Origin of the sequence: Streptomyces sp. NPDC052042, assembly GCF_044548345.1 — a bacterium.
GTDB lineage: Bacteria > Actinomycetota > Actinomycetes > Streptomycetales > Streptomycetaceae > Streptomyces.
On sequence record NZ_JBIUBU010000014.1, the window covers coordinates 105,240 to 131,114 of the forward strand.

Here is a 25,875-nt window from a genome sequence, read left to right on the forward strand (position 1 = left end):
ATCGGCTCAGGCCCCGCTCCCCGGCGCCCGGCCGAGATAGTGGTAGCCGCCGTTCCGCACCGTGTAGAGGAAGGCGTCCGAGCCCTTGAGACGGTGGTCCTCGTCGAAGGCGTAGGTCCGGGAGATCCCTTTGTATGTGGACGCGGCGATCCTCGCCACGAGTGCGGCCCGCGCGGGACGCCGGGCCTCCCCGGCCTGCCGGGTGGGACCGGCGGTGGCGGCAGGGGCGACGACGGCGGTGAGGGCGGTGAGGGCGGCGATGACGAGCCCGGCCGCGTCGTACGCCTCGGCGGCCCAGTGGGCCGGGGCGGCCCCGAAGCGTTTCCGGTGCGTGGCGGCGAACTCCTTGGCCTCGGGGGCCGTCGCGTCGATGCAGGGGGCGGTGAACTCCCAGGATTCGACGGCGTCCCCACCGTCCTTCAGGAATGCGGCGTTCATGGCCGTGTGCATGGCCATCCGCGGCCCCTTGAAGGAGGTGGCGGCGAGGGCGCGCGCCATGCGGGCGGCTCCGGCCGCGTCCCCCGCGTAGAAGAAGGCGTCACTGGCGTGCGCGAGCATGTCCGCGACGACGGGCGTGAAGTCCCGTGTTCCGGACGGCACCACTCTCGGATACGCCGTCCCGGTGGTGAGCACACCGGCGTTCATGTGGGTGGCGTAGCCCACCTGATGGGCGGACTGGCCGCCGGACCGGTCGAGCAGCACCCCGAGCCGTTCGACATCGGGCCGGAGCAGCAGCCGTCTGATGATCGGCACGGCCAGCGCGGCATCGAACGGGGCGGCCTGGAAGAAGGACTTCTGGGACCTGGCGACGTAGGCGAGCAGCAGCGACGAAACGGTGATGACCGGCAGCATCGCCTCGTCGTACACGCCGAGGACGGCGTCGGTGGCGGAGTCGCCGGTCGGACCGATGACGGCGAGCACATCGCGGTCACGGGCGAACCGCTCGGCGACCCGCACGGCCCGGCTCGCCTCCCCTCGGTCGTCGAGCACCTTCACCCGAAGCGTGAACGGTTCGTTCCCAAGGGAGTTGAACCGCTCCACGGCAAGGCGCACGCCTCGCTCCTGCGCGCGCCCGTCGGCGCTCCTGGGACCGGACAGATCCGCCTGTACGCCGATGGTCCAGGCCGGAACGCCCGTGCCAGCCGCACCGGAATCGTGCGAGCCGCCGCCCAGCCGCCCCCGGACGGCGAACGCGGCGCCACCCGCCGCGACCAAGGCTCCGGCGCCCGCCAGCAGGAGAAGCCCCCGTCGTCCCGGTGCGGGTGCGGCCGTCGTGGGTTCCTCGGAGACCGTGGCGTCGATGTCGGGCAGTGCGAGCATCGCGGCGGACCGGGCGGCGATCAGCCGTACGACGTCCTCGGGCAGCCAGTCGATGGAGCCGTCGGGCGCGTCCTCGACGATCAGCTCGTCGAGCCGGGCGGCATCGGGCCGCGCCGCGGGCTCCTTGGACAGCAACACACCCAGCAGTGCGCGCAGTTCCTGGTCGTCGATCCCGCCGAGGTCGGGTTCGTCGTGGACGGTGCGGTAGAGCAGGGCCTCGACGGCGCCGCTGCCGAACGGGGGCCGCCCGGTCGCCGCGTACGCCAGGAGGCACCCCAGCGAGAACACGTCGCTCGCGGGTCCGGGGGCCGTGCCGCCCCCGGTGGCCTGCTCCGGGGCGAGGAAGCCGGGGGTGCCCACCACCAGGTCCGTCGCGGTCAGCGCCGTGGCGTCGACGCCACGCGCGATACCGAAGTCGATCAGGCGCGGCCCGTCGGCCGTCAGCAGGACGTTGCCCGGTTTGACATCGCGGTGGACGAGTCCGGCCGTGTGCACGGAGGCCAGCGCGCGGGAGAGCAGCCGCCCGAGTACCCGGACGCTCCGCGCGGGCAGTGGTCCGCACCGGGCGACCGCCTCCGACAATGCGAGGCCCGCCACGAACTCCGTGGCCAGCCAGGGACGTTCGCCTTCGGCGTCGGCATCGGTGACCGCCGCCACCCAGGGGCTGTCCACCCGGCGGGCGGCCTCCGCCTCGCGGCGGAAGCGGGCCCGGAAGTCGTCGTCCTGGGCGTACTCGGGCAGGATCACCTTGATCGCGGCGAGCGCCCCGGAGTCCGCGCGGCCGAGGTAGACCACCCCCATCCCACCCGCGCCGAGCCGTCCCAGCAGCCGGTGCCCGCCGATCCGTGACGGGTCCGAGGCCGTCAACGCGTCCATCAGTCGCCTGCCCTCCTCAACCCTGCTTCTCCACGGCGGATTCAAGCCGCAGTTCCATGGCGGCCTGGGCCGGGGTCGTGAAGTCGCCGATGTCGCCCGCGGACCACCCCTTGGCCCCCTTGCCCGTCACGGCCACGGTGAACTGCAGACTCTGCGACTGGTGCCACAGATACGGATGGGGGCCGCCGAACGCGGTGCTCCGGTACTCGCCGTACTCCATCAGCGAGTCCTCGGCGTTGTTCTGGTTCGACTCCCCCCGCATCAACGAGCCGGAAACCATGGAACCGATGAGTTCGCCCGGCCGCAGTTGCTGTGTCGGACAGCGCATCGTCTCCTCCATGGACTCGGCCATCTCCCACCGCGCGTCCTCTCGTGTGCGGTGCACGGTCACGACCGCGGCGAGCCGCAACGGCCCCTTCCCCCCGGCGGCGGGCACTTCGAAGGAGCGGGTGAGGGTGGCGAGGACGCTGGGCGCCGGCTTCTCCTGGCGCCAGACGCAGTCGGCCCCGAGCACGGGCCAGGCGTCGGGCCCAGAGTCGTAGGGGCTGCGCCGCACGACCCCGGGCCCGAAGCTCTCGGGGTCCGCGATGACACGACGGATGAGGTCGAGGGCGGCGCCACGCGTGGTCGGCAGCCGGGCCGGGTCCGCGTCGATCGTTCCGCCGCCCTCCGCGTCGGCGGGCGGGGGCGTGCCGACGTCACCGTACGGACGGGTGCTCGTCGCCGTCGGGTGCGGGCTTGCCGCACCACCGGAGCACGCCACCAGCCCGACCATCAGCAGCAGGGCCGCCGCCGGGACTCCGCGCCCGCGCATCGACCCGGTCCATGACACGATCGGCCACCCCGTCTCCACGACCGCCACCCCGACTTCGCGTCGATGGTACGGCCCCACATGCACAGCGGCGGGCGCGTTCTGGGATTGTTTCCGTTTCAAGACCATTCATGAGAAGGGCAGTTGAGGGGAAGCCCCCTCAGCGGGCCACGGGAAGCGGACCGGGCGGGCCGGAACCGGCGAACGCGGCAAGGCGGGGCACGAAGGGCCGGGTCGGGGCATCCGCCCAGGAGTTGGACGACTGTTCACCCCGGCGAGACCTGGTGATTCCCGCGCGACACGGGCACAAAGGATCGAATAGGTCTGGACCAGTCGCGGACGGCGCCCCGGGGCGCCCCATTCAACACCCCTTCGACTGATGGTCTACACCTTTGACGGTAAAGTGCGGTTCCGACGCCGTCACCTGTACATGCACAGCCATGAGGGACTTATGACGACCTATCACTTACCTCGGCCTCCCTCCGACACCGAGCTCTACTGGTACTTCGGCCCACAACGCCGCTGGGTGCTCCTCGCCACCTCGTTCGCCTTCGTGCTCACCGCTGCGGCCATGCTCACGTTCTCCCTGCGCGCCCCGGCCCTGTGGGCGTTTCTCGCGGTGCTCGCCCTGAACCTCGTCGCGCTCGCGCTCTCCTCGGTCAACGGTCTGCGCCGGCGCAGACTGACCAGGAGTTCGCACGAGGTGCTCGTCCGGGCCTGGCATCCCTGCCGACTCCCCTCCATCGACCTGTACTTGCCCACCTGCGGAGAACCGCTCGACGTACTCGACAACGCCTACCGCGCGGTGGCCGCGGTCGACTGGCCCGGCGCCCTGACCGTGTGGGTGCTGGACGACGCCGACCGCGCCGAGGTCGGCGAACTGGCCGCCGCGTACGGCTACCGCTACGTCGTCCGCCCCGACCGGGGACACCTCAAGAAGGCCGGCAACCTCAACCACGCGCTCACCCTGAGCGGCGCGGAGTACATCGCCATCCTGGACGCCGACTTCGCACCCCGGCCCGACTTCCTGCGCCATCTGGTGCCGTACTTCGCCGATCCGGGCGTGGGCATCGTGCAGAGCCCGCAGTGCTTCGACACCGACGCGTCGATGAGCTGGATGGAGCGCGCCGCCGGATCGGCCCAGGAGTGGTTCTTCCGATGGATCCAGCCGTCGCGGGACGCCAGTGACGCGGCCATCTGCTGCGGCAGCAACGCCGTCTACCGGCGCAGTGCCATCGACGCGGCGGGCGGCTTCGCCCGGCTGGACCACAGCGAGGACCTGTACACCGGGCTCGCGCTGCACGCGCACGGATTCCGCACGCAGTACGTGCCGGTGCTGGTGGCGAAGGGCACCTCACCGGACAATCCCGCCTCGTTCATCAACCAGCAGTACCGCTGGGCGATGGGCAATCTGCATCTGCTGAGCACCCCGGTCCTCGCGCGCATACGCGCGCCCTGGCGGATGCGGCTGTGCTTCTACGAGGGCATCGTCGGCTACCTGACGACGGCGGTGAACACCTTCGCCGCTCCGCTCCCGCCGTTGGTGATGCTGTTCCGGTACCCGGACGACATCCGGCCCTGGCACGTGCTGCCGCTGCTGGCCCCGCTCTGGCTGTGGCACGTGCTGCTGCCGCGCATCAGCCGGACCCGCTGGCGGGTGGAGGTGATCCGCGCCAACGTCCTCACCAGCGTCGCCGCCGGGGCCGCGTTCCTGCACACCCTGCGCGGACGCAGCGCGGCGTGGGTGCCCACCGGGGCCTCGGCCGGGCCGAAAGGGACGATGGCCCGCCGGGTCGTGGCCGTCTCGCTCGCCTGGCTCTGCTGCTCCACGGGCGCGGCCGGCGCCGGTCTCGCCCTCGCCGTGGCACGCAACGGCTGGGCCCCCAACTGGGGCCTGGCGCTGTACCTGCTGGTGCAGTGCCAGATCAACCTCCCGCTGATCAAGGCCCTGTCGGCCGAGCTGCGCCGCCGCCCGGGAAGGACCGCCGGATCCCCGCCGGTCCCGCACCCGGCGCCTCGCGCCCGTGCCCCGCGCCCCGCACGTCCCGTGCTCCCCAGACGCTGGCCCGAGGCGCTGGCCGCGACCTCGACCCTGCTGCTCGTCGCCCTGCTCGCGTCCGGCTGGGTCGACCCGATGCTCCCCTGGCTGAGTTGAAAGGCCCGTCACACCGATGTCCACCCTCGTGGCTCCCGGCGGCGTCCGCCGCGGGAGCACCGCACCGCCCGGACCACCGTCGGACGGCTCCGGCCCCCCGGGCCCGCACGTTCCCCAGCACGATGGATCCCGCCCGGACGCTCCTCCGGGCGGCTTCCGCCCCGACATCGAGGGCCTGCGCGCCGTCGCGGTGCTCGGCGTCCTCCTCTTCCACGCCGCCGTGCCCGGCCTGGCCGGCGGATTCGTCGGCGTCGACGTCTTCTTCGTCATCTCCGGATATCTGATCACCGGGCTCCTGCTCCGCGAGGCCGTCACCACCGGGCGCGTCCGGCTGGGCGAGTTCTTCTCCCGCCGGGCCCGCCGGCTGCTCCCGTCCGCCGCGGTGGTCCTCGGCGCGGTGGCGCTCGCCGGTGCCTGGCTCACCGTTCCGCTGCGCCGCACGGACCTGGAGCACGAGGTCGTGGCGGCGGCGCTCTCCCTCGCCAACTGGCGTTTCGTGCAGCAGCAGACCGATTACCTCGCCGCCGGGCAGGACCAGAGCCCGCTGCTGCACTTCTGGTCGTTGGCGGTGGAGGAGCAGTTCTATCTCGTCTGGGCGCCGTTGTTCGCCGTGTGCGTGTATGCCGCCGCGAAGGCGGTACGCGGGGGCCGGGCCGTACGGCCCCTGGTGACGGCCGTGACCATACTGCTCACGCTCGTCTCCCTCGCCCTTTCCCTCCACTGGACGGACGACTCCGCGCCGATGGCGTACCTCGGAACGCCGTCGCGCGTCTGGCAGTTCGGGGTCGGGGCGCTGCTGGCGCTGCTGCCGTGGCATCTGCTGCGCGGTCCGCGACCGCTGCGTCTGCTGAGCGGCTGGGGCGGGGCGGCGGCCCTGCTGTGGTGCATGGCGGCGTACGACGCGTCGACGCCGTACCCCGGTTGCGCGGCGCTCGTCCCGACGCTCGCGACGGCGCTGATCATCCTGGCCGGCACACCCGGCCGTCGGGCCGGTACGGCCGGCCCCGGCACCCCGACCGCGGACGCAGCCGGTGCCCAGGACGCCTTCGGGGTCGGCAGGTTGCTGTCGGGCCGCGCGCCCCGGGCGCTCGGGCGGCTCTCGTACACCCTCTACCTGTGGCACTGGCCCGTGCTCGTACTCGCCGAGGAGCGCCTCGGAACGCTGAGCTGGCCGGCCAAGGCAGCACTGACCGCGGCATCCGCGGTGCCCGCGCTGGCCACCATGCGCTGGGTCGAGCGTCCGCTGCGCCGCAACAGGACGGTGACCGAACTCCCCCGGCGCGGGCTGTCGGTGGGCGTCGCCGCCGTCGTCATCCCGGTGGTCATGGCCCTGGTGGCGGGCAGTACGACGCTGCGCCTGCTCGGCCCGGCCACCCCGGTGGACGTCAAGGGTCTGCCGCCGGGCGCGGCCGACGGGCCGCACCTGCTGGCGCGCGGCGGTACGCCGCTCCGGGACGGCCCCGTGGTGCCCAGCCCCGTCCAGGCGCGCAAGGACTTCCCGCCGGACGGGGACTGCGAGGTGCCGCCGGAGGCGACGAGCAGTCCGCCCTGCCTGTTCGGAGCGGTGGACAGTCCGGACCGGATCGTGCTGCTGGGCGACTCGCATGCCGGGCAGTGGTTCTCCCCGATGCTCGCCCTGGCGGCCGAACGCGGCTGGGCGCTCCAGGAGTTGGTCAAACAGGGCTGCCCCCTTCCGGAACTGGACGTCGTCAACCCCCAGCTGGGTCGCGCGTACCACGAGTGCGACACCTGGCGGGCGGACGCCCTGGCCCGGCTGCGGCAGGGGCCGAAGCCCCGCCTGATCGTGATCGCCTCCCTCAATCGCTACACCGACGACGAGCGACTGCTGTCCCGCGCATGGGAGAAGACGCTGAGGAAGCTGCGCGCGACCGGTGCTCCGATCGTGTACGTGGAGGACACCCCGGTCCCCGGCACGGACATTCCCGCATGCGTGTCCGGCCACCCCGCGGACCCGGCGGTCTGCGCGTTCGACCGGGACTCCGCGTGGTGGCCCGACCCGCTGGCGCGACGCATCGCAAAGGGGCGGGCTCCGGAGGTGCGGGCGATCTCGGTGAACCCGGTCCTGTGCCCGGAGAAGGGCGCGGCCTGCCCCGCCGTACGGGACCGGATCCTGCTGTACCGGGACGACGCGCATCTGACCAATGTCGCCGCAGTGGTCCTGACCCCCCGGCTCGGGCGCCTGCTCACGGACTCCGGGGCCCTGCCCGCCGCGCCCGACCCCGGGCCGGCCGGCTGGCGACCGGTCATGCACGACGACTTCGACGGCCCCGCGGGCAGCCGCCCGTCCGCCGAGAACTGGACGTACGACATCGGGACCTGCTACCCGGGCTGCCCCGCACCGCAGTGGGGAACCGGGGAGGTCGAGATCATGACCGACTCGACCGACAACGTCCGCCTGGACGGCAAGGGCTCGCTGGAGATCGTCCCGACGCTCAAGGACGGCCGGTGGTACTCGGGCCGGATCGAGTCCCGGCGGGCGGACTTCGCCGCGCCGCCCGGCGGCGCGCTGCGGATCAAGGCGTCGATCGCGCTGCCGGACGTCACGGGCCCCTCGGCGGCCGGGTACTGGCCCGCCTTCTGGACCCTGGGCGGGAAGCTCCGCGACGGGTACACCGGATGGCCCGGCGTCGGCGAGCTCGACATCATGGAGTCCGTCAACGGCCGCGACGCCGTGTCCGGCACCATGCACTGCGGCGTCCTCGACGGCGGCCCCTGCAAGGAGCCGGTGGGCCTCACCTCGAAGCCGCAGCCGTGCCCCGGCTGCCGCACCGCGTTCCACACGTACGCGGTCGAGGTCGACCGGTCGGCACCGGGTGCCGAGGAGGTGCGCTGGTACCTCGACGGGCGCGTGTACCACCGGATCGCGAAGGACCGGATGGACGGCCGGACCTGGGACCGTGCCGTCCACCAGGGAATGTTCCTGATCCTGAACGTGGCCGTGGGCGGGATGCTCCCGTCCGTCGACGGCGCCACGGTCGGCCCGGACACCGAACCGGGTCACCCCATGCGCGTCGGCCACGTCACGGTGTCGGTACGGGAGGGGGCGGCCCGGCCCTGACCGCTGGCGGGCCAGGCGCCGGTCCCTGCCGCTGCCTGGCCCACCAGGGGGCGCCGCACGCTCTCGACCGTGCGGCGCCGCCGCGCGTGGACCGCTACTGCCTCGAACCGCATCCCGGACAGAACGCCGCCCCCTGCGGAACGGACGCGCTGCACGACGCGCACTGCGGACTCTGGGCGAGGCGGTGACCGCATCCGGGACAGAACGCTCCGCCCCGGGTCTCGGTCCGGCACTGCGGACAGACCAGCTGTCGGGCGGTGTTCACGTCATAGCTCTGCCCGGCGGTCTGCCCCGCGGTGTAGGCGCGGTCGGAGACGGAGTCGTTGAGCCCACGTCGACGGGCGGCTTCCGCCTCGGCGGCGGTGTCGGGGGCGCACTGGAGGCAGAGGCCCTGCTCGGCGTTCCAGCACCGTCCGCAGTCGTACGAGGTGCAGCGCGGGCAGCGGTTGAAGTGTCCGCGCGCGTTGTCGATCGCGCGCTGGAACGCGGCGTCCCGCGCGCCGCCCCAGGTGGCGCCGGCCAGCCCGTCGGCGGCGTTGTTGATCGTGTTGGCGCTGCCGCCCAGCAGGCCCCAGGCGGCGTTGACGCCCTTGCCTATCCAACCCGCCGCCTGGCCCGATCTGAAAGGCTCGAACGGCGAGCGCCATGTGTCGGAACAGCGCTGGCAGCGGAACTCGAACTGGAAGCCCGCGCCGGTGCCGTGCTGCTCCGACAGGTCGCTGTAGTTGTTGCTGAAGTAGATTTCGTCGGCCACGTCTGAACCTCTGCGCCCTCGTGTTGTTCGGTGAGTCGTCCTCGGAGGCCATGATGGCAACCGTCGACGGCCGGGGTGCACCCGGAGGGTCATGGTTTGGTAATGACCTACCGGACATTCGGCGTGTCAGATGCCTCCGTCGCGCTTGACTTCGACGTGGTGGCCCCGGCTTCGGCGTACTGATGGTCCGACAGCACCCTCGCCCGACGCGGAACAGATACCGCAGAATCACGTGCAGCAGCAGATGCACCAGCGCAACCACCGGGGAACTCCCCATGAGAGCGCCACCGCGGTCCGCGGTCCGCGTTCCGACGTCGTCCTCCACCTCTTCCGACGCCTGCGGCGAGTGACCGCGCACCTGCCGACGCCACCGCGGACACACCGAGCTCAAAGACCGGGCACCCGCCCGCCGCACACCTGACCTCCCAGGGTCATACAGCAAGGCTCCTGGCCGGGCCACGCCCCCGCACGTGACGGGGCCGACGGCGCCTGTCGGCGTCGGCCGCCGCCCGGCGGCGGAGACGGCGGCCCCTCTGTCTCCCGTCACGCGGCGCGCCAGCCGCTCCAGCGCCGGACCGTGACCACGACGACGGGGCCCTCGGGCGGCCGGTCGGCATACGGCGGATACTTCGCCACGAGGGGGCCGATGCTCCGGTCCGCCTCGGCGGACCGGTCCGGCGGCGGGAGCACGCGGGCCTCGCCATCGGCCCGGACCCACCACAGCCGGTCCCAGTCGTCCTCGTAGTGGTCGGCGAGCAGACAGACGGACGGGTTGGCCTCGATGTTCACCAGGCGCTTCAACCGTGTCGTCCGCTTCGGCTTGTGGTCCACGGCCAGCACCACCGCGTCGCCGTCCAGGGCGAACACCACCGGTACCAGATGCGGGCGGGCCGCCGTGTCCACCGTCGCCAGGCGAGCGACCAGGGCCCCGGCGAACAGTTCCCGCGCCTCGACGCTCGTCAGAGCGGGCATCGCATCCCTCCCAGCGCTCGCGGCACGCGGATCCGGTGCCTCAGCGGTACCGCGCGGCGAGCCCGGCCAGCCGGTCGAGGTGCTCCAGGGTCTCCCGTTCGGGCATCGTCGGCACATAGAACAGCAGCCGCTCGACCCCCAGACGGCCGTATGCCTCGACCTGCTCGGGGTCGTCGGGAACGCCGTACACCGCCACCGGCACCTCCCGGTCGGCGAGGTCGCGCAGCCGCTCGATCTGCGGACCGAGCTTCTGGGGCGACTCGCCGAGCGCCAGCCAGGCGTCCCCGAAGCGGGCCACCCGCCGGAACGCTCCCTCCCCGCCGCCGACGTAGATCGGCGGATGGGGGCGCTGTACGGGCTTGGGCCAGCAGAAGACCGGGTCGAAGTCCACGAACTCACCGTGGAACTCGGCCTGTTCCTCGGTCCACAGCTCCCGCATGGCGCTCAGTCGCTCGTCGACGAGCCGTCCCCTGGTGGTGGGATCGGTGCCGTGGTTCCTCATCTCCTCGCGGTTCCAGCCGATGCCGACGCCGAGAATCACCCGGCCGCCCGAGATCAGGTCGAGCGAGGCGACTTCCTTGGCCGTGATGATCGGATCGCGCTGCGGGATCAGCGCGATGCCGGTAGCCAGCAGTAGCCGCTCGGTCACCACCGCGGCGGCGGTGAGGGCGACGAAGGGGTCGAGGGTCCGGTAGTAGATGTCCGGCAGCTCGCCCCCGCCGGGGTACGGCGTCTCGCGGCTCACCGGGATGTGGCTGTGCTCGGCGATGAACAACGAATCGAACGAACGTTCCTCAAGGGCGGTTCCGAGCGCGGTGGGGCTGATGCCCTGGTCGGTGATGAAGGTCGATACCCCGAATTTCACGACGGCTCCTCGAAGGGGGTTGTTGTGTACGGGACGGACGTGGAAGGCCGGGCACGGGCGGCCTTGGAGGCTGTGCACGGGCGGGGGCGTAAAAGGGCGCGGACGGGCCCACCGCTCTCCTGCCTACCCGCCCCGGACCGCCCCGCCCCGGACCGCCCCCATGACCACCCGGGAGAACCATCGCCAGCCGACGGGGCAGCCGGCGACGGGGCGTCCGTGACGCGGCGCCATCCATCCCGCAACGCCCCGTGCTGCGACCGGAAGGGTTCACCGGCTCGCGGCGTCCAGCACATCTTCCGATCCCAGCACGCGCTGGCGACGGTCACGTCACCAGGGCTGGGGCCCCATATCGAGAGTGCCACCGGGGTCCTGAGCCGTCCGCCCGAACGATGAGCGCAGCTCGGTGGCGTCCGGACCCATCCGTCGGATCTGCACGCGACACGAATCAGAATCGCCGCAATCCAGGATCCACTTTCGGTACACGCACCATGCACGTGACACCGCTGGCGAGCGATCCAAAATCACGTGCGGCCTGCGCCCAGGCATGCTGGGATCATTCGTTATGAATGTCCATTTGCTCAATGACACCGACTTGACGGACAGGATGGAGCAGAATCTGGCGGAACATGCCTGTCACCTGCATCGGAGCATGAGCGGTGCGACCGTTACAGAGACTGATGACCTCCTGGTCGCCGACAGCAGCCTGGACGACGACACTTTCAACATCGTTGCCGCGGCCCGCTTCACCGCCACCACCGCCACGGCCCGTATCGCCGAGACCGCCCGGACACTGGCTCGCACAGGCCGCCCCTTCTCCTGGTGGGTGGGGCCCGCCTCGATGCCACCGGACCTCACCGCCCGCCTGACGGAGGCTGGTCTGCCGGCATCCGAACGCGAGACGGCGATGTGGGCCGAGCTGGACGACACCCTGCCGCTGCCCGCCGCCCCGGGACTGGACATCCAGACGGTGGCCACGCCCGAACAGCTCGCCGACTACGCCGCGGTTCTCGCCGCGAACTGGTCCCCGCCTGCTGACACCGTCCGCCGCTTCTTCGCCCAGGCCGCCCCGCAGGCCCTGGCCGCGCACTGTCCGGCCCGTTACCTGGTCGGCTACGTAGACGGCCGTCCGGTCTGCTCGGCCGAAGTGTTTCATCACGCGGGGGTTGCCGGGATCTACAGCATCTGCACCCTGGCCGCCCACCGCCGACGCGGCTACGGCGGTGCCATCACACTCGCCGCACTCCACACGGCCCGCGACCGAGACCACCACATCGCGGTCCTACAGGCTTCCACCGACGGCGAGCCCGTCTACCGCCGCCTGGGATTCCGCTCCTGCGGCCGGTTCACCGAACACACCATCAACCCCTGAACACCCCGAACTCCACAAGCCGCCTGCCCACTTTCACAACGACCCTGGTCCCAGCCACTCGCTGATGGCCGCAACAAGAACGGACGGCCGCCGCTGCTGAGCTGAACGGTCGCCAGGGCATTACCGGCCGCACGGGTTGGAGCTGTTGACCGGCCAGGCCGACACATCGGGGGCGGACTGCACGCTGCCTCGTCGGTGGAACGGTCGGTGAACCCCGAGCGCCAACTCGGCAAGGCGACAAGACCGCGAAGTCAGGTTGGAGCGCCAGGTGCTACGGCAGATCCAGTTCGGCGCGGATCGTCTTTCCCGGTGACGGCACGCGTTCCAGCACCGCCCACCGGTCGGCCAATGCCTCGACCAGCACCAGCCCACGTCCGCCCTCGGCACCGGGCGACGGCACCGCCAACTCCCCCAGCCCCGGCGGACGCCGGTCCTCCCGGGTGTCGCTGACATCGATCCGCAGTGTGCCCGGCGCCTCCGGGGTGCCGTCGTCCGGCACACGGGTGAGCCGCAATTCGAAATCGCGGCCCGGCACCCGGCCATGCGTCACCGCATTGGTGGCCAGCTCGGCGACGATCAGCGCCGCCCGCTCCGAAGCGTCACTGCCGTACGGGATGCCCCAGTCGTGCAGCGCATGCAGGGCGAGGTGCCGGGCGAGCCGGGCACCCCTCGGAGTGGAACTGAACCGCTGCACGAACACACGTCCGGTGAACGGGGTTTGGGGGGAGAGTACGTCCATGCCCCCTACCGTCTCGACCGGAACGCCCTCGGACCAGCGCAGCGACTCGTACGCTGAGTCAGCGTACGAGCACAGACCGTAGACAGTACGCGTAACGGTCGGTGACCATGGGCGAGTTGCGGCCGGGAGAGGCACGAGTACGGGAGGTGGCCGGACATGACGGACGGCGTCGGTATGGCAGGTGGAGCGACGGGCTCGAACGGGGAGCCCGAGCCCTCGGACAGCCTGAAGACTTTCGGAGAGGTCGTCAAGGTCTTCCGCAAGCGGGCCCTGCTCACCCAGGAGCAGTTCGCCCCGAAGGTGCGGTATTCGCAGCCGACGGTCGCCTCGATCGAGCAGGGGCGACGGTTCCCGCCCCTGGCGTTCATCGAGCGGGCGGAGGAGGTGCTGGACGCGTTCGGGGCCATCAGGGCCGCCGCGAAGCATCTGTCCCGGCGCCCGGGGCTGGCCAGTTGGTTCCGTCAGTGGGCCCAACTGGAGACGGAGGCGATCAGCCTGTACACCTACGAATGCCGGTTGGTCCCGGGGCTGTTGCAACCGGAGTCGTACGCACGGACGCTGTTCGTCAATCAGCTTCCGCCGCTCGGTGACGAGCAGATCGCCGCCCAGCTCACGGCCCGGCTGGAGCGTCAACGGCTGCTCACGGAGCGGCCGAACACCAACTACAGCTTCATCCTCGAAGAGCATCTGTTCCTGCGGCATACCGGGGGCGCCGAGGTCACGAGGGAGCTGATCGGCCATGTGCTGGAGCTGTCACGGCTGCGCAACGTCGAGATCCAGATCATGCCGCAGGTGCAGGAGAACCACGCGGGGCTGCATGGCCCCATGCAACTGCTGGAGACTCCGGAGAACAAGTGGTTCGGCTACGGCGAAGGCCAGGAGAGCGGCAACTTCCATGCCGACCCGGCTGTAGTCAGCACGCTCCAGATGCGGTATGCCAGGATGCGTTCACAGGCTCACTCCCTCGAAGAATCCGTGAGCCTGTTGCAGCGGATGCGAGGAGCGGTATGAACACCACAGACCTGGCCTGGTTCAAGAGCAGCTACAGCGGCGGTTCCGGAGACTCCTGCGTGGAGGTGGCCCTCTCCTGGCACAAGTCCACCTACAGCAGCGGTTCCGGAGACTCCTGCGTAGAGGTCGCCGCCTGCCCCACCACCGTCCACGTCCGGGACTCCAAGGTCGAGCAGGGCCCGCAGCTCGCCCTCTCCCCCGCCGCCTGGACCGGTTTCATCGCGTACGCCGTGAGCGCCTGAGCCGACCGCGAGGACCCGACCACCACCGCGCCGTGCACCGGACCGCAACTCCGGTGCACGGCGCGGTGGTGGTCGGGACGCTTGAACTCCTCTCGGCCCGCGCCGGGTTCCGGACGGCCCGAGCATCGACTCCGCACCCCGCGACGCTCTCCGCCGCCGGTGGCCCACGCGTCCATCCAGCGTGTTACGTAAGGCAGTTGTGCCCTTGATAGCGTCGCTCCCGCGATCGTGAACTCCCTCTCCCCCGCCGGGGCCACCCCCGCGCCCCCGCACGACCCGCTCCGGCGAGCGGTCGACGGCGGCGGCGAGCACGGCGTCGGGCACGGGGAGGATCACGGTATGGACGAAGAGGGCCGACGGACGAAGAGGGCCGACGCATGAGCCTCGCGCAGTTGCACTACACCTCCGACCCGGCCGCCCCCGCGGGTGCCGCCGGGGCAACAGGGGCACGGTTCACGGCGGTCCGTGCCGGGCTGCCCACGCAGGTGCTGGCCGAGGCCGAACAGCTCCTCGGCTACGAGCCGCCGGCCGACGCTCCGCGCCACCCCACGGCCGACGAAATCCGCTCCTTCCCCGAGGCGTTGAGCTTCAGCGCGCTGTCCGACGGCGGTCATCTGCTCAGCCGCACGGTGGCGCGCGCCGGGTCCGGGGGAATCGGTTTCCACGCGCACGCGGTGCATCTCCCCGCCGGGACCCGGCTGCCGGGCGACGCGCTGCCGATCTCGGCCTGGCGGTCACCGGACTGGGCCGTCACCCCGCCGGACGGCACCGCGCCCGGCCCCATGGCGTCCCTGCGCGCGTCCGCCGCCTTCGGTCCGGAGGCGCTGAACGACTTCGCGGTCTCCCGGAGCCCCTGGCTGGCCGCCGTCCTCGCCGATCTGCGCCGGGTGTGCCAGGAGCCGTCGTCGGTGCGGGTCGTTCTCGTGGAGCGGCAGAGCGCCGACGTGGCCCGGTGGCTCACCCTCGCCGGGACCGTGCTCCCGTCGGAACACGCGCACCGGCTCACGTTCACGACCTACACCCGCCGCCCCGCCCACTCCCCGTACCAGGTCGTCGGGGTGCTGCCGCAGGACGCGCCGCGCCCGGGCGATGCGACCGACGGTCCGGTGCTGCGGATGCACGCCTGCGCCGGAACGCCTCCGGAGGAGAGGGTGGACGACGTCTGGGCCGAGACCTGTGCCCGGATCTGGCGGAGTCGGTCTCCCGAACTGTTCCGGGAGGCAGCGGAGTTGCCCGGCGCTCCGTTCTCCGCCGGACCGCTCGCCGTCACGGCACTCTGCGCGGGCGTGCCGCTCGGTCCCGACGGGCGTGCGGCGGCGGCCGATTGGGCGGCAGAACGCCCCTACGCGCTCGACGAGCAACGCACACGCCTGCTGACCGACGCCCTGACCGCTCCCGGTCTCGACCGGACGGCCCGCGAACTCGCCGGTGTCGCCCGTCTGTCGGCCGCGCTGGACGGCCGCGCCCCCTCGGCCGCCGCGGCCCGGCTCGGCGCCCTGCTCGTGACCGAGGCGGTGTGCGGCGACGGTGCCGTAGCCCTCGAACCGCCCGCGCGCTCGGTTTTCGCCGGACCGGACGGCTCACGCGTCGCCGCCGTGCTCGTCACGTCCCTGGGCGACGATCTGCGCACGGAGCTGACCACGGGGACGACGCTTCCGGAGGGAGCGGAGCCCGGCCGAAGCGTGGGGCGCGCGGTGCGGTTGCTGCGGATCGCGCGCCTGCTCGACGTGGACTGCACGGATCTGCTCCCCGATGTCGTGCACCGCATGGCACGGTCTCTGCTGGACGAGGGGGCGGGCGAGCACGCCCGGGGGCTGCTGGACCTTCTCGACGAGCAGTTCGACGTACGCACCGCTCTCCTGGGCGAGTTGGACCGGCTCGCCCCGCACGACGCGACGGCGGCGGAACGGCTGCTGAGCGAGATCGCCCTGCCGTTCACCGGGGCGCAGGCCCTGCCGCAACTGCGGATGTGTGCGGCGGCACCGTCCGCCAGGGCGGGATCCGGTGACGACCGGGTGCGGGCCCTGCACGCGGTGCTCCGTGCGGGCGGTCTGTCGCCGTTCACCGAGCCGCTGGTGCTGCGGACCGGGCTGGGGCTGGTCTGGGGCACGGGCACGCCCACCGCGAGCGAGGCGCGTCATCTGCTGGCCGCGACCACCTCCGACGCACACCGAACGGCCGGAACCTGGCAGGTTCTCGTCGACGCCGCGCTCGGCGCGTCCGCCGACGACGACGAGGCCCCCGAACTCGCCCACGACCTGCTGCGCGGCTTTCCGCAGGACATCGACGCGCGGGTACGCGGCGCCCTGCTGCTCCTGGATTTCGCGCGGGACCTGCGGTCCGGGGCGGCGGGGGCCGGCTGGACGGAACGGGTCCGCGAGCTGCGCTCCGGAGCCGAACCGGTCGAACAGGGTGTGCTCGACGCAGCGTTGAACGCCCTGGCCGTACGCCTGCTCGCCCCGGACCGGCCCGAGGCCGAACTGTACGCGTTCATACACAGTGACGACGCCGACCTCGTCACCGCCTACGGCCGGGCCGCCCGCGGTGCTCCGGTCCTCACCCGGCTGCGCACCGACCCGGCGTACGTGGCCGACTGCTTCACCGTGTGGAACTCCCACCCGCACGCGGGACGCGCCTGGTCCGAGACCCGGACGGCCCTGCTGGACGAGGTGCTGCGACCGGTGGTCCGCGCCCTGGCGAACGGTGACCTGGCGGCGGTGGAGCAAGCTGTCGAGCGCCTCGGCAGCAGCCGCACCGCCGAGGCGTTCCGCGCCTGGAACCGCCCGAGCGGCTTCGGCAGGCGCCTCGGCAGCCGACTGGCGGCGCGGGTGCGGAGGTCCTAGGCCCAGGCCGGTCATGGGGGCGGTCCGGCACCGTCGTACTGCGCGTCGAGTTGCCGACGGCCCCCTGGGCAACCCGTGCGGGGGGCCGCGATCAGTGCGGCGTCGTCCCGGTTCTCCGCCACGACGTTGCCGGGTGCGGCCTTCGGGGTGACGGTGAGGTGCTGGGCCCTCGTCCCCATTCTTCCTCGGGCACGAGGCAGGGAGCCGGTCCTCGCTCCGCCGGGGCCCACCCGGCCGGAACCACCCCCGGCTCAGGGGCTCGTCCGGAGGCAGTCCGTAACGTTCTGCGGCGTTTCTCCGACGGGCATCCGCCTCACGGCTCGCGCGAGGCGCGACGTGCGATGCGGCCCGCTGCGACGAACACGACGGTCGCGACCAGCAGATACGCCGGAACGAGCAGCGGCGCGTCCGGTGTCGTCCGCTCCACCGACAGGCCCGCACCACGCTCGTCACCCTCCAGCACGATCCGGTTGACGGTCAGAAAGGTGAGGTGCGCGCCGATGGCGGCCCACAGCGGGGCCTCGGTCACGGCCGTCCTCGCGGCGACGAGCATGAGGCCGAAAACCGTCAGCAGGACGAGGTAGTCGACCGGGTTCTGACCGCCCGGTGCCAGGCCGATAGGCGGGGAATCGTCCCCGAACAGCCGTGCCGCCCCGGCCTGCACCGCCGTCGAAGCACCGGGCACCATCAGGAAGACCGCTGTGGTGCCGAGGGCCGAGGCCGCCGCCCCGAACCGCTCGCGCAGCGAGGTCCAGGTGTAGCCGCGCAGCGTGGTCTCCTCCGGCAGGGCCTCCAGCAGAAACGCGACGACGGAGTTGGAGAGGAGGAAACCGGCCAGGGCGGTGACATCGGGCCGCGCCCAGTCCAGCATCCCCACCGCTGTACCCGCGCCCAGCACGAGTGCCGCCGCCGCGCCCGTCACGCCGGCTCCGGTGAGGAAGGCCCGCAGGCTCGGTCCCGGGCGGCCGAACCCGAGCGAACCGCGACGTGCCGTGCGAAGGATCAGGGGTACGGCCACCGCGGTGACGAGCACGGCCGGGACCAGTCGGGCCGGCAGCTGATCGAGCCCGGCGGCGTCGGCGAGGGCCGGGCCGAACCCGGTGCCGACGCCGAGCGCCACGGCCATGACGAGGCCGCCGCCCAGTGCCCGTGCGACCGCCCCGGCTCCACCGGACGGGGTCGAGGACACGAGCGAGGACGCGCGGAGGCGAGGTGAGGACACGATGCTCCCGGATCTCGGCCGCGGAGGAACGCGGAACTCGCCCGGGCGGCGGCACACGGCACCTCGGGCGCCCGTCCAGCCTCACCTGTCCGCGCGTCATGACCGTCGTCCGTGCGAAGGAATCCGCTGTACACCGTTCGACGGAGCACCGTCACCACGGAACCGGTGCGCCTCACAGAACTGCGGGCCGCCGTGGTCAGGAGCTGTCCGGGGCCGGATGCGGCGGCTCGGCATCGCGCAGTCGCCCATCCACGCGTACGGAACGGCCCTCGGCATCGCCGCCCCGGGCCGTTCGGTACGCACCGCGGCACGCCGCGTCGGACGTCAGGCGTCGGGGGTCAGGCGCAGCGAGATCGAGTTGATGCAGTACCGCTGGTCGGTCGGGGTCGGGTAGCCCTCGCCCTCGAAGACATGGCCGAGGTGCGATCCGCAGCGGGCGCAGCGGACCTCGGTGCGGACCATGCCGTGGCTGCGGTCCTCGATCAGTTCGACCGCGTCCGTGTCCTTGGGGTCGTAGAACGACGGCCAGCCGCAGTGCGACTCGAACTTGGTGTCGGAGCGGAACAGCTCCGCGCCGCAGGCGCGGCAGGAGTAGAGCCCAGCGGTCTTGGTGTCGGTGTATTCACCGACGAAGGCGGGTTCGGTGCCGGCCTGGCGCAGGACCGCGTACTCGGCGGGGGTCAGCTCCGCCCGCCACTGCTCGTCCGGCTTCTCGATGTCGTACGACACGTCGCTCCCTCAGCTCGACAGGTGGTCCAGGATGCGCGGGCCGAGGTCCGTGACGTCGCCCGCGCCCATGGTGAGAACGAGGTCGCCGGGCTTGGCCATTCCCGCGACGACGCCGGGGACCGCGGCCTTGTCGTGGACGGCGGTGACGTCGGCGCCCGCCGCGCGGGCCGCGTCGATGATCAGGTCGCTGGTGATGCCGGGGATCGGGTCCTCGCGGGCCGGGTAGATGTCCAGGACCACGGAGGCGTCGGCCAGGGCGAGGGCCCGGCCCATCTCGGTGCCCAGTTCCTGGGTGCGGGAGAAGAGGTGGGGCTGGAAGACGACCAGGAGGCGGGCGTCGGACGCGGCGCCGCGCATCGCTTCGAGGTCCGCGGCCATCTCGGTGGGGTGGTGCGCGTACGAGTCGATCACCTGCACGCCCGCGGCCTCGCCCTTGAGCTGGAGGCGGCGCTTGACCCCGGTGTACGTGCCGAGCGCGGAGGCGAGGTTGTGGGCCGGGATGCCGAGGGCGACACCGGAGGCGAGGGCCGCGACCGCGTTGAGCGCGAAGTGGCGGCCGGGCACGGAGACCGTGAAGGTGAGGTACTTCCCGTTCAGGAGGATCGTGACCTCGCTGGTCATCCCGCGCGGGGTGATCCGGTGGACGCGCACGTCGGCGGACTCGGCCTCGCCGTAGGTGACGACGTTCAGCCCGGAGCGGTCGCGCAGCCGCCCGGTCAGCTCGACGGCGCCGGGCTGGTCGGCGGAGACCACCAGCGTGCCGCCGGGGACGATCTTGGCGGTGAACGCCTCGAAGGACTCGTAGATCTCGTCCATCGAGGCGTAGTTCGCGTGGTGGTCCAGTTCGACGTTGAGGACGATGGCGACCTCGGGGTCGTACTTCTGGAAGCTGCGGTCGCTCTCGTCCGCCTCGGCGACGAAGATCTCGCCCTCGCCGTGCGTGGCGTTGGTGCCGGGGCCGTCGAGGTCGCCGCCGATGGCGTACGAGGGGTCGAGGCCCAGCCCGGACAGGGCGACGGCCAGCATCGAGGTGGTGGTCGTCTTGCCGTGCGTACCCGCGACCGCGATGGCGCGCAGGCCGCCCATGAGGGAGGCCAGCGCGTCGGAGCGGTGCACGACGGGGACGGACAGTTCGGCGGCGCGCACCAGCTCCGGGTTGTCGGGGCGGATGGCGCTGGAGACGACCACGCACGAGGCGTCGTCCGCCAGGTTCCCGGCGGCGTGCCCGATGTGGACGGTCGCCCCCAGCGCCCGGAGCGCCGCGGCCGTGTCCGACTCCTTGGCGTCGCTGCCCGCGACCTTCGCGCCACGCTGGGCGAGGATCTTCGCGATGCCCGACATTCCGGCGCCGCCGATGCCGATGAAGTGCGGCCGTTCCATGGCGGCAGGAATACCGGGTGCCATGTGTGAGTCCTCCGGGTACTGGGTGTCTTCTCGGTCGCGGACCGGTGCCAGTGCGGACCGCGGGCCAAGCCTATTCGCTGTGTGCGAAGAGCTTGAGCACCGGTACGCCGACCTTGTGACGGGCGCGCGAGGCCCAGTCCCGGTGGAAGAACTCCTCCACGTAGTGGGGCGCGGTCAGCACGATGACCTCGTCCGCCTCCGCCTCCTCGACCACGGACTTCAGCTTGTCCAGCGGATGATCCTCGACCACCTGTCCGACCGCTTCGGAGCCCGCCTGTCTCAGCGCTTCCAGCGACACTTCGAGTGCCAGTTCGGCCGACCGCCGGGCGTCCTTGCCCTCCGGCTCCTCGATCTCCCGGGCCGCCCCTCTCAGCTCGCCCATGGCCAGGTCGTCGATGGCGCGCAGCAGCACGTCGGCCTGGTCACCGCGCGGCTGTATGAGCACGACGAAGGAGGTCGCCTCGTCACCGTGCAAGGTGGTGACGAAGTCCACGTCCTCGGAAGTGAGGGCCTTCTCGATCATCAAAACGCTGGTGAACACCACGGGTGCCCTTCTGCATCAGTAACCGTCGCCGGTCTCTGCTGAAACCATCCTTCCCCGTGTTCCCACGGGGTCTGCGAGAGTAATTGTGCCCACCGGAAGTTAAACGGAACGATGAGTTCCGCCGCGTGTCAGCTCCGGCGGTCCTCGTGCCGACCCCGACGGTAACGGGTGAACAGGAACCCGTCCTCCTCCAGGACCGACGCCAAGGCGAATCGTTCCGGCACGGCCATCGACGGACCGCCCGCGATCCGCTGCGCGTCCCCGGCGGTCAGCATCGGCGCGACGGTCAGACAGAGCTCGTCCAGCACCCCCGCCGCCACGAACTGGCCCAGCAGCCTCGGCCCGCCCTCGGTCAGCAGCCGCCGGAAACCGCGGCCCGCCAGTTCCCGCACCACTCTGGCGGGGTCCACCCGGTTCCCCTCCCCGGCGATCACCACCTCGGCACCCGCGTCGCGCGCCGCCGCCATCCGGCCGGCCGGGGCCCCGGAGCCGGTGAGTACCAGGGTCGGGACGAGCGGCGACACGAAGAGCGGCAGCGAGAAGTCCAGGTCCAGGCCGCCGCTCACCACGGCGACCGCCGGGGCGGGCCCCTGTCCGGCCGCGGCCCGGCGAGCGGCGAACGCCTCACGGGCCCGGGCAGGCCGGTAGCCCTCCCGCCGCACCGTCTCCGCGCCCGCCACGACCACGTCGGCCAGGGCGCGCAGGGTGCCGAAGATCCGCATGTCGCTCGCGCAGGAGATCGGCTGGGAACGCCCGTCGTGCTGAGCGGCGCCGTCGAGCGTCGAGACCATGTTGGCGCGCAGCCAGGGACCGTCCGTCTCGGGGTACGCGTAGGCGTCGGCCAGGTCGTCCAGGCTCCACTCCCCTTCGTCGTCGGTCGGTGTCGGGTCGGTCACAGGGAACAGACGTCGCATGTCCGGCAGTCTTCCACGGCCCGTAGAGTGAGGGGTTGTGTCGTCCTCCACCGCCGTGCCGGGGCAGAGCCCCATAGCCGAAACGGCCCCGCTGTCCCTGTGCGCCCGCGAGCCGCACGTACCCGCCGATCGTCTGGTCGCCGAGATGGTGCCGCCGCCGCGCTTCGACGCCGTGCGTTTCGACACGTACGTACCGGACCCGAAGCAGCCGAGCCAGCGCGAGGCGGTCGACGTGCTGAGCGGCTTCGCGGCCGGGCTCGGCGGCGCGCACGCCACCGGCTCCGGGAAGCGGACGCGGTGGCTGTTCGGCCGGAAGACGGCCCCGGCCGGCGCCCCCCTCGGGGTCTATCTCGACGGCGGCTACGGTGTCGGCAAGACCCACCTGCTGGCCTCCCTCTGGCACGCCACGCCCGCCGCGCCCGCGCTGAAGGCGTTCGGCACCTTCGTCGAGCTGACGAACCTGGTCGGCGCGCTGGGCTTCCAGCAGACCGTGAAGACGCTGAGCGGACACCGGCTCCTGTGCATCGACGAGTTCGAACTGGACGACCCGGGTGACACGGTGCTGGTGTCGTCGCTGCTGAGCAGGCTGGTGGAGGAGGGGGTCGCCCTCGCGGCGACCTCCAACACACTGCCCGGCAAGCTCGGCGAGGGCCGGTTCGCCGCCGCCGACTTCATGCGGGAGATCCAGGGACTGTCCTCGCACTTCCGCCCACTGCGGATCGACGGCGAGGACTACCGCCACCGCGGACTGCCCGAAGCCCCGGCGCCGTTCTCCGAGGAGCAGGTCACCCGGGCCGCGTACGCCACCGAGGGCGCCAGCCTGGACGACTTCCCCTCGCTGCTCGCGCATCTCGCCCGGGTGCACCCGAGCCGCTACGGCGCGCTGACGGACGGCGTGCGGGCGGTCTGCCTCACCGAGGTCCAGGCGGTGCCCGACCAGGCGACCGCACTGCGGCTGGTCGTCCTCGCCGACCGGTTGTACGACCGCGAGGTGCCGGTGCTCGCCGCCGGGGTGCCCTTCGACGCGCTGTTCAGCGACGAGATGCTGAACGGCGGGTACCGCAAGAAGTATTTCCGGGCGATCTCCCGGCTCACGGCGCTGGCACGCGACGCGAAGGGGCTCGTGGCGCAGTAGGTTCGGGGGCGTGTCCCCCGTTCCGGGGAGCACGGATTCCGGGACGTTCCGCACGGGCGCCCCGGAGGCATCCCGTATCAACCGCGCACACCGTTCGAAGGGAAACCGGCATGGCTACCACACGTCAGGCGCACACGGTCTGGGAAGGCGATCTGCTCCAGGGCAAGGGCGTCGTCACCTTCGACTCCTCCGGCATCGGCGACCACGACGTCTCGTGGCCGTCCCGTGCGGAGCAGGCGAACGGGAAGACCAGCCCGGAGGAGCTCATCGCGGCGGCGCACTCCAGCTGCTTCTCGATGGCGCTGTCCAACGGGCTGGCGAAGGCGGGCACCCCGCCGACCCGGCTGAACACCCGTGCCGAGGTCACCTTCCAGCCCGGCACCGGCATCACCGGTATCCACCTCACCGTCCAGGGCGAGGTGCCGGGGATCGATGAGGCGGGCTTCGTCGAGGCCGCCGAGGGCGCCAAGGCGAACTGCCCGGTCAGCCAGGCGCTCACGGGCACGACGATCACGCTCAGCGCGTCCCTGGCCTGATCCCCGCGGGCCCCGGAGCCCGGCACCTCGGCGCCGTCCGCCACGTCCCACCGGCATGTGGCGGACACGACCTCGGTGGTTCCGGGGCCCGTTACACGCGTGAGGCACCGTGACGCGCACCGTTCCCGCGCGCCGACGCGCGTGGTACACACATGCGGGTCACTTCTCCTGTCCGCCAGCAGGGAGTCGCCTCATGCCATCCACAGCGCCACGAGACTCGTCACCCGCAGCATCGCAGGACACCTCGTCCCCCGCGTCGCGGGGCACGCCCCCCGCGGTGTCACGGCGCCCGGCCACCCGACGGCAGGTCCTGTCGGGCGGCGGTGCGGCCGTCGCCTCGATCGCCTTCGCCGGGGCTTTCTGCGAACTCTTCGCCAGAACCGCCGTCGCCCAGGCCCCCGGCCGCCCCGGGAACCGCGGCGGACACACCGTCCACAGCGGACACAGCGGCTACGGCCCGCTGGTCCCCGACCCCGACGGCCTGCTCGACCTCCCGAAGGGCTTCCGCCACCGGGTGCTGTCCCGGGAGGGCGACCCGCTCCGCTCCGGCGAGGGCCTGGTCCCCAGCCATCACGATGGCATGGCCGCCTTCGCGGACCGGCACGGGCACGTCCGTCTCGTGCGCAACCACGAGAACCGTGCCGACGCGGCGATCCCGGTCCCGGCCGTCGAGGGGATCACCTACGACCCGATGGGCAAGGGCGGCTGCACCGCACTGGAACTGGACGGCCGCGGCAACGTCCTGGGCGAACGCGTCGCCATCGCCGGTACGGCGGTCAACTGCGCGGGCGGACGCACCCCGTGGAACACCTGGCTCACCTGCGAGGAGACCGAGGACAAGGCCGGCACCGACGGCTACACCAAGGACCACGGCTTCGTCTTCGAGGTGGACGGCGCCGATCCGCGCCGCACCGGTGCGGTGCCCCTCACCGCGATGGGCCGCTTCCAGCACGAGGCGATCGCGATCGACCCGAGGTCCGGGATCGTGTACGAGACCGAGGACGCGTTCGAGAGGCCGTTCGGGCTCTTCTACCGCTTCCTGCCGCACCAGCCGCTCGGCGGGACCGGATCGCTGCGGGCCGGCGGCCGGCTGGAGGCCATGCGGGTGCCGGGCATCCCCGACCTGTCCGCGGTCCAGGAGGCCGGCGCGCGCTTCGACGGTGTCGAGTGGGTGCCCGTGCCAGACCCACTGGCGGCCGGGACCCCCATCCGCTTCCAGGACTTCGGGCCGAAGGGCATCACACACGCGCAGAAGCTGGAAGGCTGCTACTGGGGCGGTTCCTCCGTCTACTTCGTCTCCAGCTTCGCACGCGGCGCGGAGGGGTCGGCCGCCGACCACCAGGGCCAGGTGTGGCGGTACGAGCCGGGGCGGCGCCGGCTCACGCTGGTCGTCGCGTTCGGACCCGGCAAGGACGTCGACCTGCCCGGCGAATCGCCCGACAACATCTGCCTGGCCCCGGACGGCGGGCTGATGGTGTGCGAGGACGGCGACGGCGCGCAACACGTGTTCGGCCTGACGCGCGGCGGCGAGGTGTACCCGATGGCGCGGGGACGGCAGAACACCGGGACGGAGCAGAAGCCGGAGTGGGGCGAGTTCGCCGGAGTCACGTTCGCCCCGGACGGCAGGACGATGTACGTCAACTGCTACACGCCGGGGACGACGTTCGCGGTGACGGGGCCCTGGCACTGACACCGATGCCGATACTCAGGTTCCGGTGGCCGTGGCTTGGGCACTGACTGACGCCCTGCTGGGCCGTCCTCAAGTTGTTCTGTCCGGCCGCCGGGACCGGTTCTCATGGCTCCGGCCGGGCGGAACACGACCTGATAGGAGCTTGGTCAGAAGCCCCCTCGATGTCCGGTCTGAGCCACCCGGCCGACGCCCACCTTCGGCCGGGAAGGCAGTATCCACAACCCTGGCCTGCAAGCCGCCTACGGATTCGGCCCACCGGCCTGGCGCGACCTCGGCGGAGCAATCCACCGACATCTCTCCCGCGCCAAGAACAGGCAAAGCTCTTCTGAACGCCCACGTCAGAAGGGTCCGGCCGGTACGCGCAGGGGATGACCGCAACACAGCAGCTCGCCCCGGACGACAAGCCGCTCGCCGTGACGCTGACCGGCGGGAACCGGAGCGACGTCACTCAGCTCCTGCCGCTGCCGGACGCCGTCCCACCGATCCGGGGCTGAGGGGACGCCCCCGCCGTGGCGAGCAGCCCGAAGACGATGTCGCTGTAGCTCGCGATGTCGGTGACGATCGTCTCGGGGAAGGCAGCGTCAGCGGACCAGGCTCCGATGCCCGACAACGCCATCCCGGTCCGCCCACCCATCGGCTGAGGCCCGGCCGTCCACAGCCCTGTG

The 25,875-nt window shown here is 72.1% G+C and carries 21 protein-coding genes and 1 pseudogene; 10 read left to right on the forward strand and 12 right to left on the reverse strand.

What is annotated here, in order from left to right:
- Positions 1 to 6: 6 nt before the first annotated feature.
- Together ACIHCL_RS22840 and ACIHCL_RS22845 are read right to left on the reverse strand one after the other, a co-directional pair.
- The gene (locus tag ACIHCL_RS22840; protein ID WP_399864327.1) at positions 7 to 2,196 is read right to left on the reverse strand and encodes a bifunctional serine/threonine-protein kinase/ABC transporter substrate-binding protein; all 2,190 of its coding nucleotides are present in this window, start codon (positions 2,194 to 2,196) and stop codon (positions 7 to 9) included.
- A gap of 16 nt (positions 2,197 to 2,212) precedes the next feature.
- Complete coding sequence (locus tag ACIHCL_RS22845) at positions 2,213 to 3,010, reverse strand: hypothetical protein (protein WP_399864328.1); 798 nt, start codon at positions 3,008 to 3,010, stop codon at positions 2,213 to 2,215.
- Between the two features lie 448 nt (positions 3,011 to 3,458).
- Here ACIHCL_RS22845 and ACIHCL_RS22850 point away from each other — a divergent pair, with 448 nt between their 5' ends.
- Complete coding sequence (locus ACIHCL_RS22850) at positions 3,459 to 5,162, forward strand: glycosyltransferase family 2 protein (RefSeq protein WP_399864329.1); 1,704 nt, start codon at positions 3,459 to 3,461, stop codon at positions 5,160 to 5,162.
- Between the two features lie 16 nt (positions 5,163 to 5,178).
- Positions 5,179 to 8,241 (forward strand): SGNH hydrolase domain-containing protein, encoded by a 3,063-nt coding sequence (locus ACIHCL_RS22855; RefSeq protein WP_399864330.1) that lies wholly within the window; start codon positions 5,179 to 5,181, stop codon positions 8,239 to 8,241.
- Between the two features lie 94 nt (positions 8,242 to 8,335).
- Here the strand turns inward: ACIHCL_RS22855 and ACIHCL_RS22860 are convergent, their stop codons facing one another.
- From ACIHCL_RS22860 to ACIHCL_RS22870, 3 genes are all read right to left on the reverse strand, one after another.
- Entirely contained in the window at positions 8,336 to 8,995 is a 660-nt protein-coding gene (locus ACIHCL_RS22860; RefSeq protein ID WP_399864331.1) for a zinc ribbon domain-containing protein, read from the reverse strand.
- 543 nt (positions 8,996 to 9,538) lie between these two features.
- Positions 9,539 to 9,967, reverse strand: a complete 429-nt coding sequence (locus ACIHCL_RS22865; protein WP_399864332.1) for a TIGR03668 family PPOX class F420-dependent oxidoreductase — start codon at positions 9,965 to 9,967, stop codon at positions 9,539 to 9,541.
- Positions 9,968 to 10,007: 40 nt separating this feature from the next.
- Positions 10,008 to 10,832: an LLM class F420-dependent oxidoreductase gene (locus ACIHCL_RS22870; protein ID WP_399864333.1), complete on the reverse strand. Its 825-nt coding sequence runs from the start codon at positions 10,830 to 10,832 to the stop codon at positions 10,008 to 10,010.
- A 604-nt stretch (positions 10,833 to 11,436) separates the two neighbouring features.
- Here ACIHCL_RS22870 and ACIHCL_RS22875 point away from each other — a divergent pair.
- On the forward strand, positions 11,437 to 12,201 hold the full coding sequence (locus ACIHCL_RS22875; protein ID WP_399864408.1) for a GNAT family N-acetyltransferase: 765 nt from the start codon (positions 11,437 to 11,439) through the stop codon (positions 12,199 to 12,201).
- Positions 12,202 to 12,472: 271 nt separating this feature from the next.
- Here ACIHCL_RS22875 and ACIHCL_RS22880 read toward each other — a convergent pair whose 3' ends face one another.
- Positions 12,473 to 12,940 carry an ATP-binding protein gene (locus ACIHCL_RS22880; protein WP_399864334.1) on the reverse strand — a complete coding sequence of 156 codons (468 nt, stop codon included), beginning with the start codon at positions 12,938 to 12,940 and terminating at the stop codon, positions 12,473 to 12,475.
- 156 nt (positions 12,941 to 13,096) lie between these two features.
- On the opposite strand from ACIHCL_RS22880, the gene ACIHCL_RS22885 reads away from it, so the two are divergent.
- From ACIHCL_RS22885 to ACIHCL_RS22895, 3 genes are all read left to right on the forward strand, one after another.
- On the forward strand, positions 13,097 to 13,951 hold the full coding sequence (locus tag ACIHCL_RS22885; RefSeq protein ID WP_399864335.1) for a Scr1 family TA system antitoxin-like transcriptional regulator: 855 nt from the start codon (positions 13,097 to 13,099) through the stop codon (positions 13,949 to 13,951).
- Positions 13,948 to 14,193 carry a DUF397 domain-containing protein gene (locus ACIHCL_RS22890; protein ID WP_399864336.1) on the forward strand — a complete coding sequence of 82 codons (246 nt, stop codon included), beginning with the start codon at positions 13,948 to 13,950 and terminating at the stop codon, positions 14,191 to 14,193. Before ACIHCL_RS22885 ends, ACIHCL_RS22890 begins: the two co-directional genes overlap by 4 nt.
- Positions 14,194 to 14,570: 377 nt before the next feature.
- Entirely contained in the window at positions 14,571 to 17,036 is a 2,466-nt protein-coding gene (locus ACIHCL_RS22895; RefSeq protein ID WP_399864337.1) for a GTPase-associated protein 1-related protein, read from the forward strand.
- Between the two features lie 11 nt (positions 17,037 to 17,047).
- Here the strand turns inward: ACIHCL_RS22895 and ACIHCL_RS22900 are convergent, their stop codons facing one another.
- The 6 genes from ACIHCL_RS22900 to ACIHCL_RS22925 all read right to left on the reverse strand — a co-directional run bounded on the left by ACIHCL_RS22900 (position 17,048) and on the right by ACIHCL_RS22925 (position 21,849).
- A complete protein-coding gene (locus ACIHCL_RS22900) occupies positions 17,048 to 17,215 on the reverse strand; it encodes a hypothetical protein (RefSeq protein ID WP_399864338.1) in 168 nt (55 codons plus the stop codon).
- A gap of 134 nt (positions 17,216 to 17,349) precedes the next feature.
- Entirely contained in the window at positions 17,350 to 18,258 is a 909-nt protein-coding gene (locus tag ACIHCL_RS22905; RefSeq protein WP_399864339.1) for a type II CAAX prenyl endopeptidase Rce1 family protein, read from the reverse strand.
- 324 nt (positions 18,259 to 18,582) lie between these two features.
- Positions 18,583 to 18,987, reverse strand: coding sequence for a peptide-methionine (R)-S-oxide reductase MsrB (gene msrB, locus ACIHCL_RS22910; RefSeq protein ID WP_399864341.1), 405 nt, complete (start codon positions 18,985 to 18,987; stop codon positions 18,583 to 18,585).
- Positions 18,988 to 18,996: 9 nt separating this feature from the next.
- Complete coding sequence (gene murC, locus ACIHCL_RS22915; protein ID WP_399864342.1) at positions 18,997 to 20,391, reverse strand: UDP-N-acetylmuramate--L-alanine ligase; 1,395 nt, start codon at positions 20,389 to 20,391, stop codon at positions 18,997 to 18,999.
- Positions 20,392 to 20,461: 70 nt separating this feature from the next.
- Positions 20,462 to 20,914, reverse strand: coding sequence for an indole-3-glycerol phosphate synthase (locus tag ACIHCL_RS22920; protein WP_399864409.1), 453 nt, complete (start codon positions 20,912 to 20,914; stop codon positions 20,462 to 20,464).
- A gap of 149 nt (positions 20,915 to 21,063) precedes the next feature.
- Positions 21,064 to 21,849, reverse strand: a complete 786-nt coding sequence (locus tag ACIHCL_RS22925) for a pyrimidine reductase family protein (RefSeq protein ID WP_399864344.1) — start codon at positions 21,847 to 21,849, stop codon at positions 21,064 to 21,066.
- 37 nt (positions 21,850 to 21,886) lie between these two features.
- Between ACIHCL_RS22925 and zapE the strand changes: the two genes are divergently transcribed.
- From zapE to ACIHCL_RS22945, 4 genes and pseudogenes are all read left to right on the forward strand, one after another.
- Positions 21,887 to 22,984 carry a cell division protein ZapE gene (gene zapE, locus ACIHCL_RS22930; RefSeq protein ID WP_399864345.1) on the forward strand — a complete coding sequence of 366 codons (1,098 nt, stop codon included), beginning with the start codon at positions 21,887 to 21,889 and terminating at the stop codon, positions 22,982 to 22,984.
- A 110-nt stretch (positions 22,985 to 23,094) separates the two neighbouring features.
- Complete coding sequence (locus ACIHCL_RS22935; RefSeq protein ID WP_399864346.1) at positions 23,095 to 23,520, forward strand: OsmC family protein; 426 nt, start codon at positions 23,095 to 23,097, stop codon at positions 23,518 to 23,520.
- A 277-nt stretch (positions 23,521 to 23,797) separates the two neighbouring features.
- Complete coding sequence (locus ACIHCL_RS22940; RefSeq protein ID WP_399864348.1) at positions 23,798 to 25,210, forward strand: alkaline phosphatase PhoX; 1,413 nt, start codon at positions 23,798 to 23,800, stop codon at positions 25,208 to 25,210.
- Positions 25,211 to 25,614: 404 nt separating this feature from the next.
- A pseudogene (locus ACIHCL_RS22945) lies at positions 25,615 to 25,701 on the forward strand (IS5/IS1182 family transposase); the annotation flags it as partial.
- Positions 25,702 to 25,875 lie beyond the last annotated feature (174 nt).

What these genes read in the sequence shown, in the direction of transcription:
- ACIHCL_RS22865 (WP_399864332.1), bottom strand. Translation starts at nt 9,967, where the DNA reads ATGCCCGCTCTGACGAGCGTCGAGGCGCGGGAACTGTTCGCCGGGGCC.
- ACIHCL_RS22875 (WP_399864408.1), top strand. Translation starts at nt 11,437, where the DNA reads ATGGAGCAGAATCTGGCGGAACATGCCTGTCACCTGCATCGGAGCATG.
- ACIHCL_RS22920 (WP_399864409.1), bottom strand. Translation starts at nt 20,914, where the DNA reads ATGATCGAGAAGGCCCTCACTTCCGAGGACGTGGACTTCGTCACCACC.
- ACIHCL_RS22840 (WP_399864327.1), bottom strand. Translation starts at nt 2,196, where the DNA reads ATGGACGCGTTGACGGCCTCGGACCCGTCACGGATCGGCGGGCACCGG.
- ACIHCL_RS22895 (WP_399864337.1), top strand. Translation starts at nt 14,571, where the DNA reads ATGAGCCTCGCGCAGTTGCACTACACCTCCGACCCGGCCGCCCCCGCG.
- murC (WP_399864342.1), bottom strand. Translation starts at nt 20,391, where the DNA reads ATGGCACCCGGTATTCCTGCCGCCATGGAACGGCCGCACTTCATCGGC.
- ACIHCL_RS22900 (WP_399864338.1), bottom strand. Translation starts at nt 17,215, where the DNA reads ATGGGGACGAGGGCCCAGCACCTCACCGTCACCCCGAAGGCCGCACCC.
- ACIHCL_RS22890 (WP_399864336.1), top strand. Translation starts at nt 13,948, where the DNA reads ATGAACACCACAGACCTGGCCTGGTTCAAGAGCAGCTACAGCGGCGGT.
- ACIHCL_RS22885 (WP_399864335.1), top strand. Translation starts at nt 13,097, where the DNA reads ATGACGGACGGCGTCGGTATGGCAGGTGGAGCGACGGGCTCGAACGGG.
- ACIHCL_RS22850 (WP_399864329.1), top strand. Translation starts at nt 3,459, where the DNA reads ATGACGACCTATCACTTACCTCGGCCTCCCTCCGACACCGAGCTCTAC.
- ACIHCL_RS22845 (WP_399864328.1), bottom strand. Translation starts at nt 3,010, where the DNA reads ATGCGCGGGCGCGGAGTCCCGGCGGCGGCCCTGCTGCTGATGGTCGGG.
- ACIHCL_RS22880 (WP_399864334.1), bottom strand. Translation starts at nt 12,940, where the DNA reads ATGGACGTACTCTCCCCCCAAACCCCGTTCACCGGACGTGTGTTCGTG.
- ACIHCL_RS22855 (WP_399864330.1), top strand. Translation starts at nt 5,179, where the DNA reads ATGTCCACCCTCGTGGCTCCCGGCGGCGTCCGCCGCGGGAGCACCGCA.
- ACIHCL_RS22925 (WP_399864344.1), bottom strand. Translation starts at nt 21,849, where the DNA reads ATGCGACGTCTGTTCCCTGTGACCGACCCGACACCGACCGACGACGAA.
- ACIHCL_RS22935 (WP_399864346.1), top strand. Translation starts at nt 23,095, where the DNA reads ATGGCTACCACACGTCAGGCGCACACGGTCTGGGAAGGCGATCTGCTC.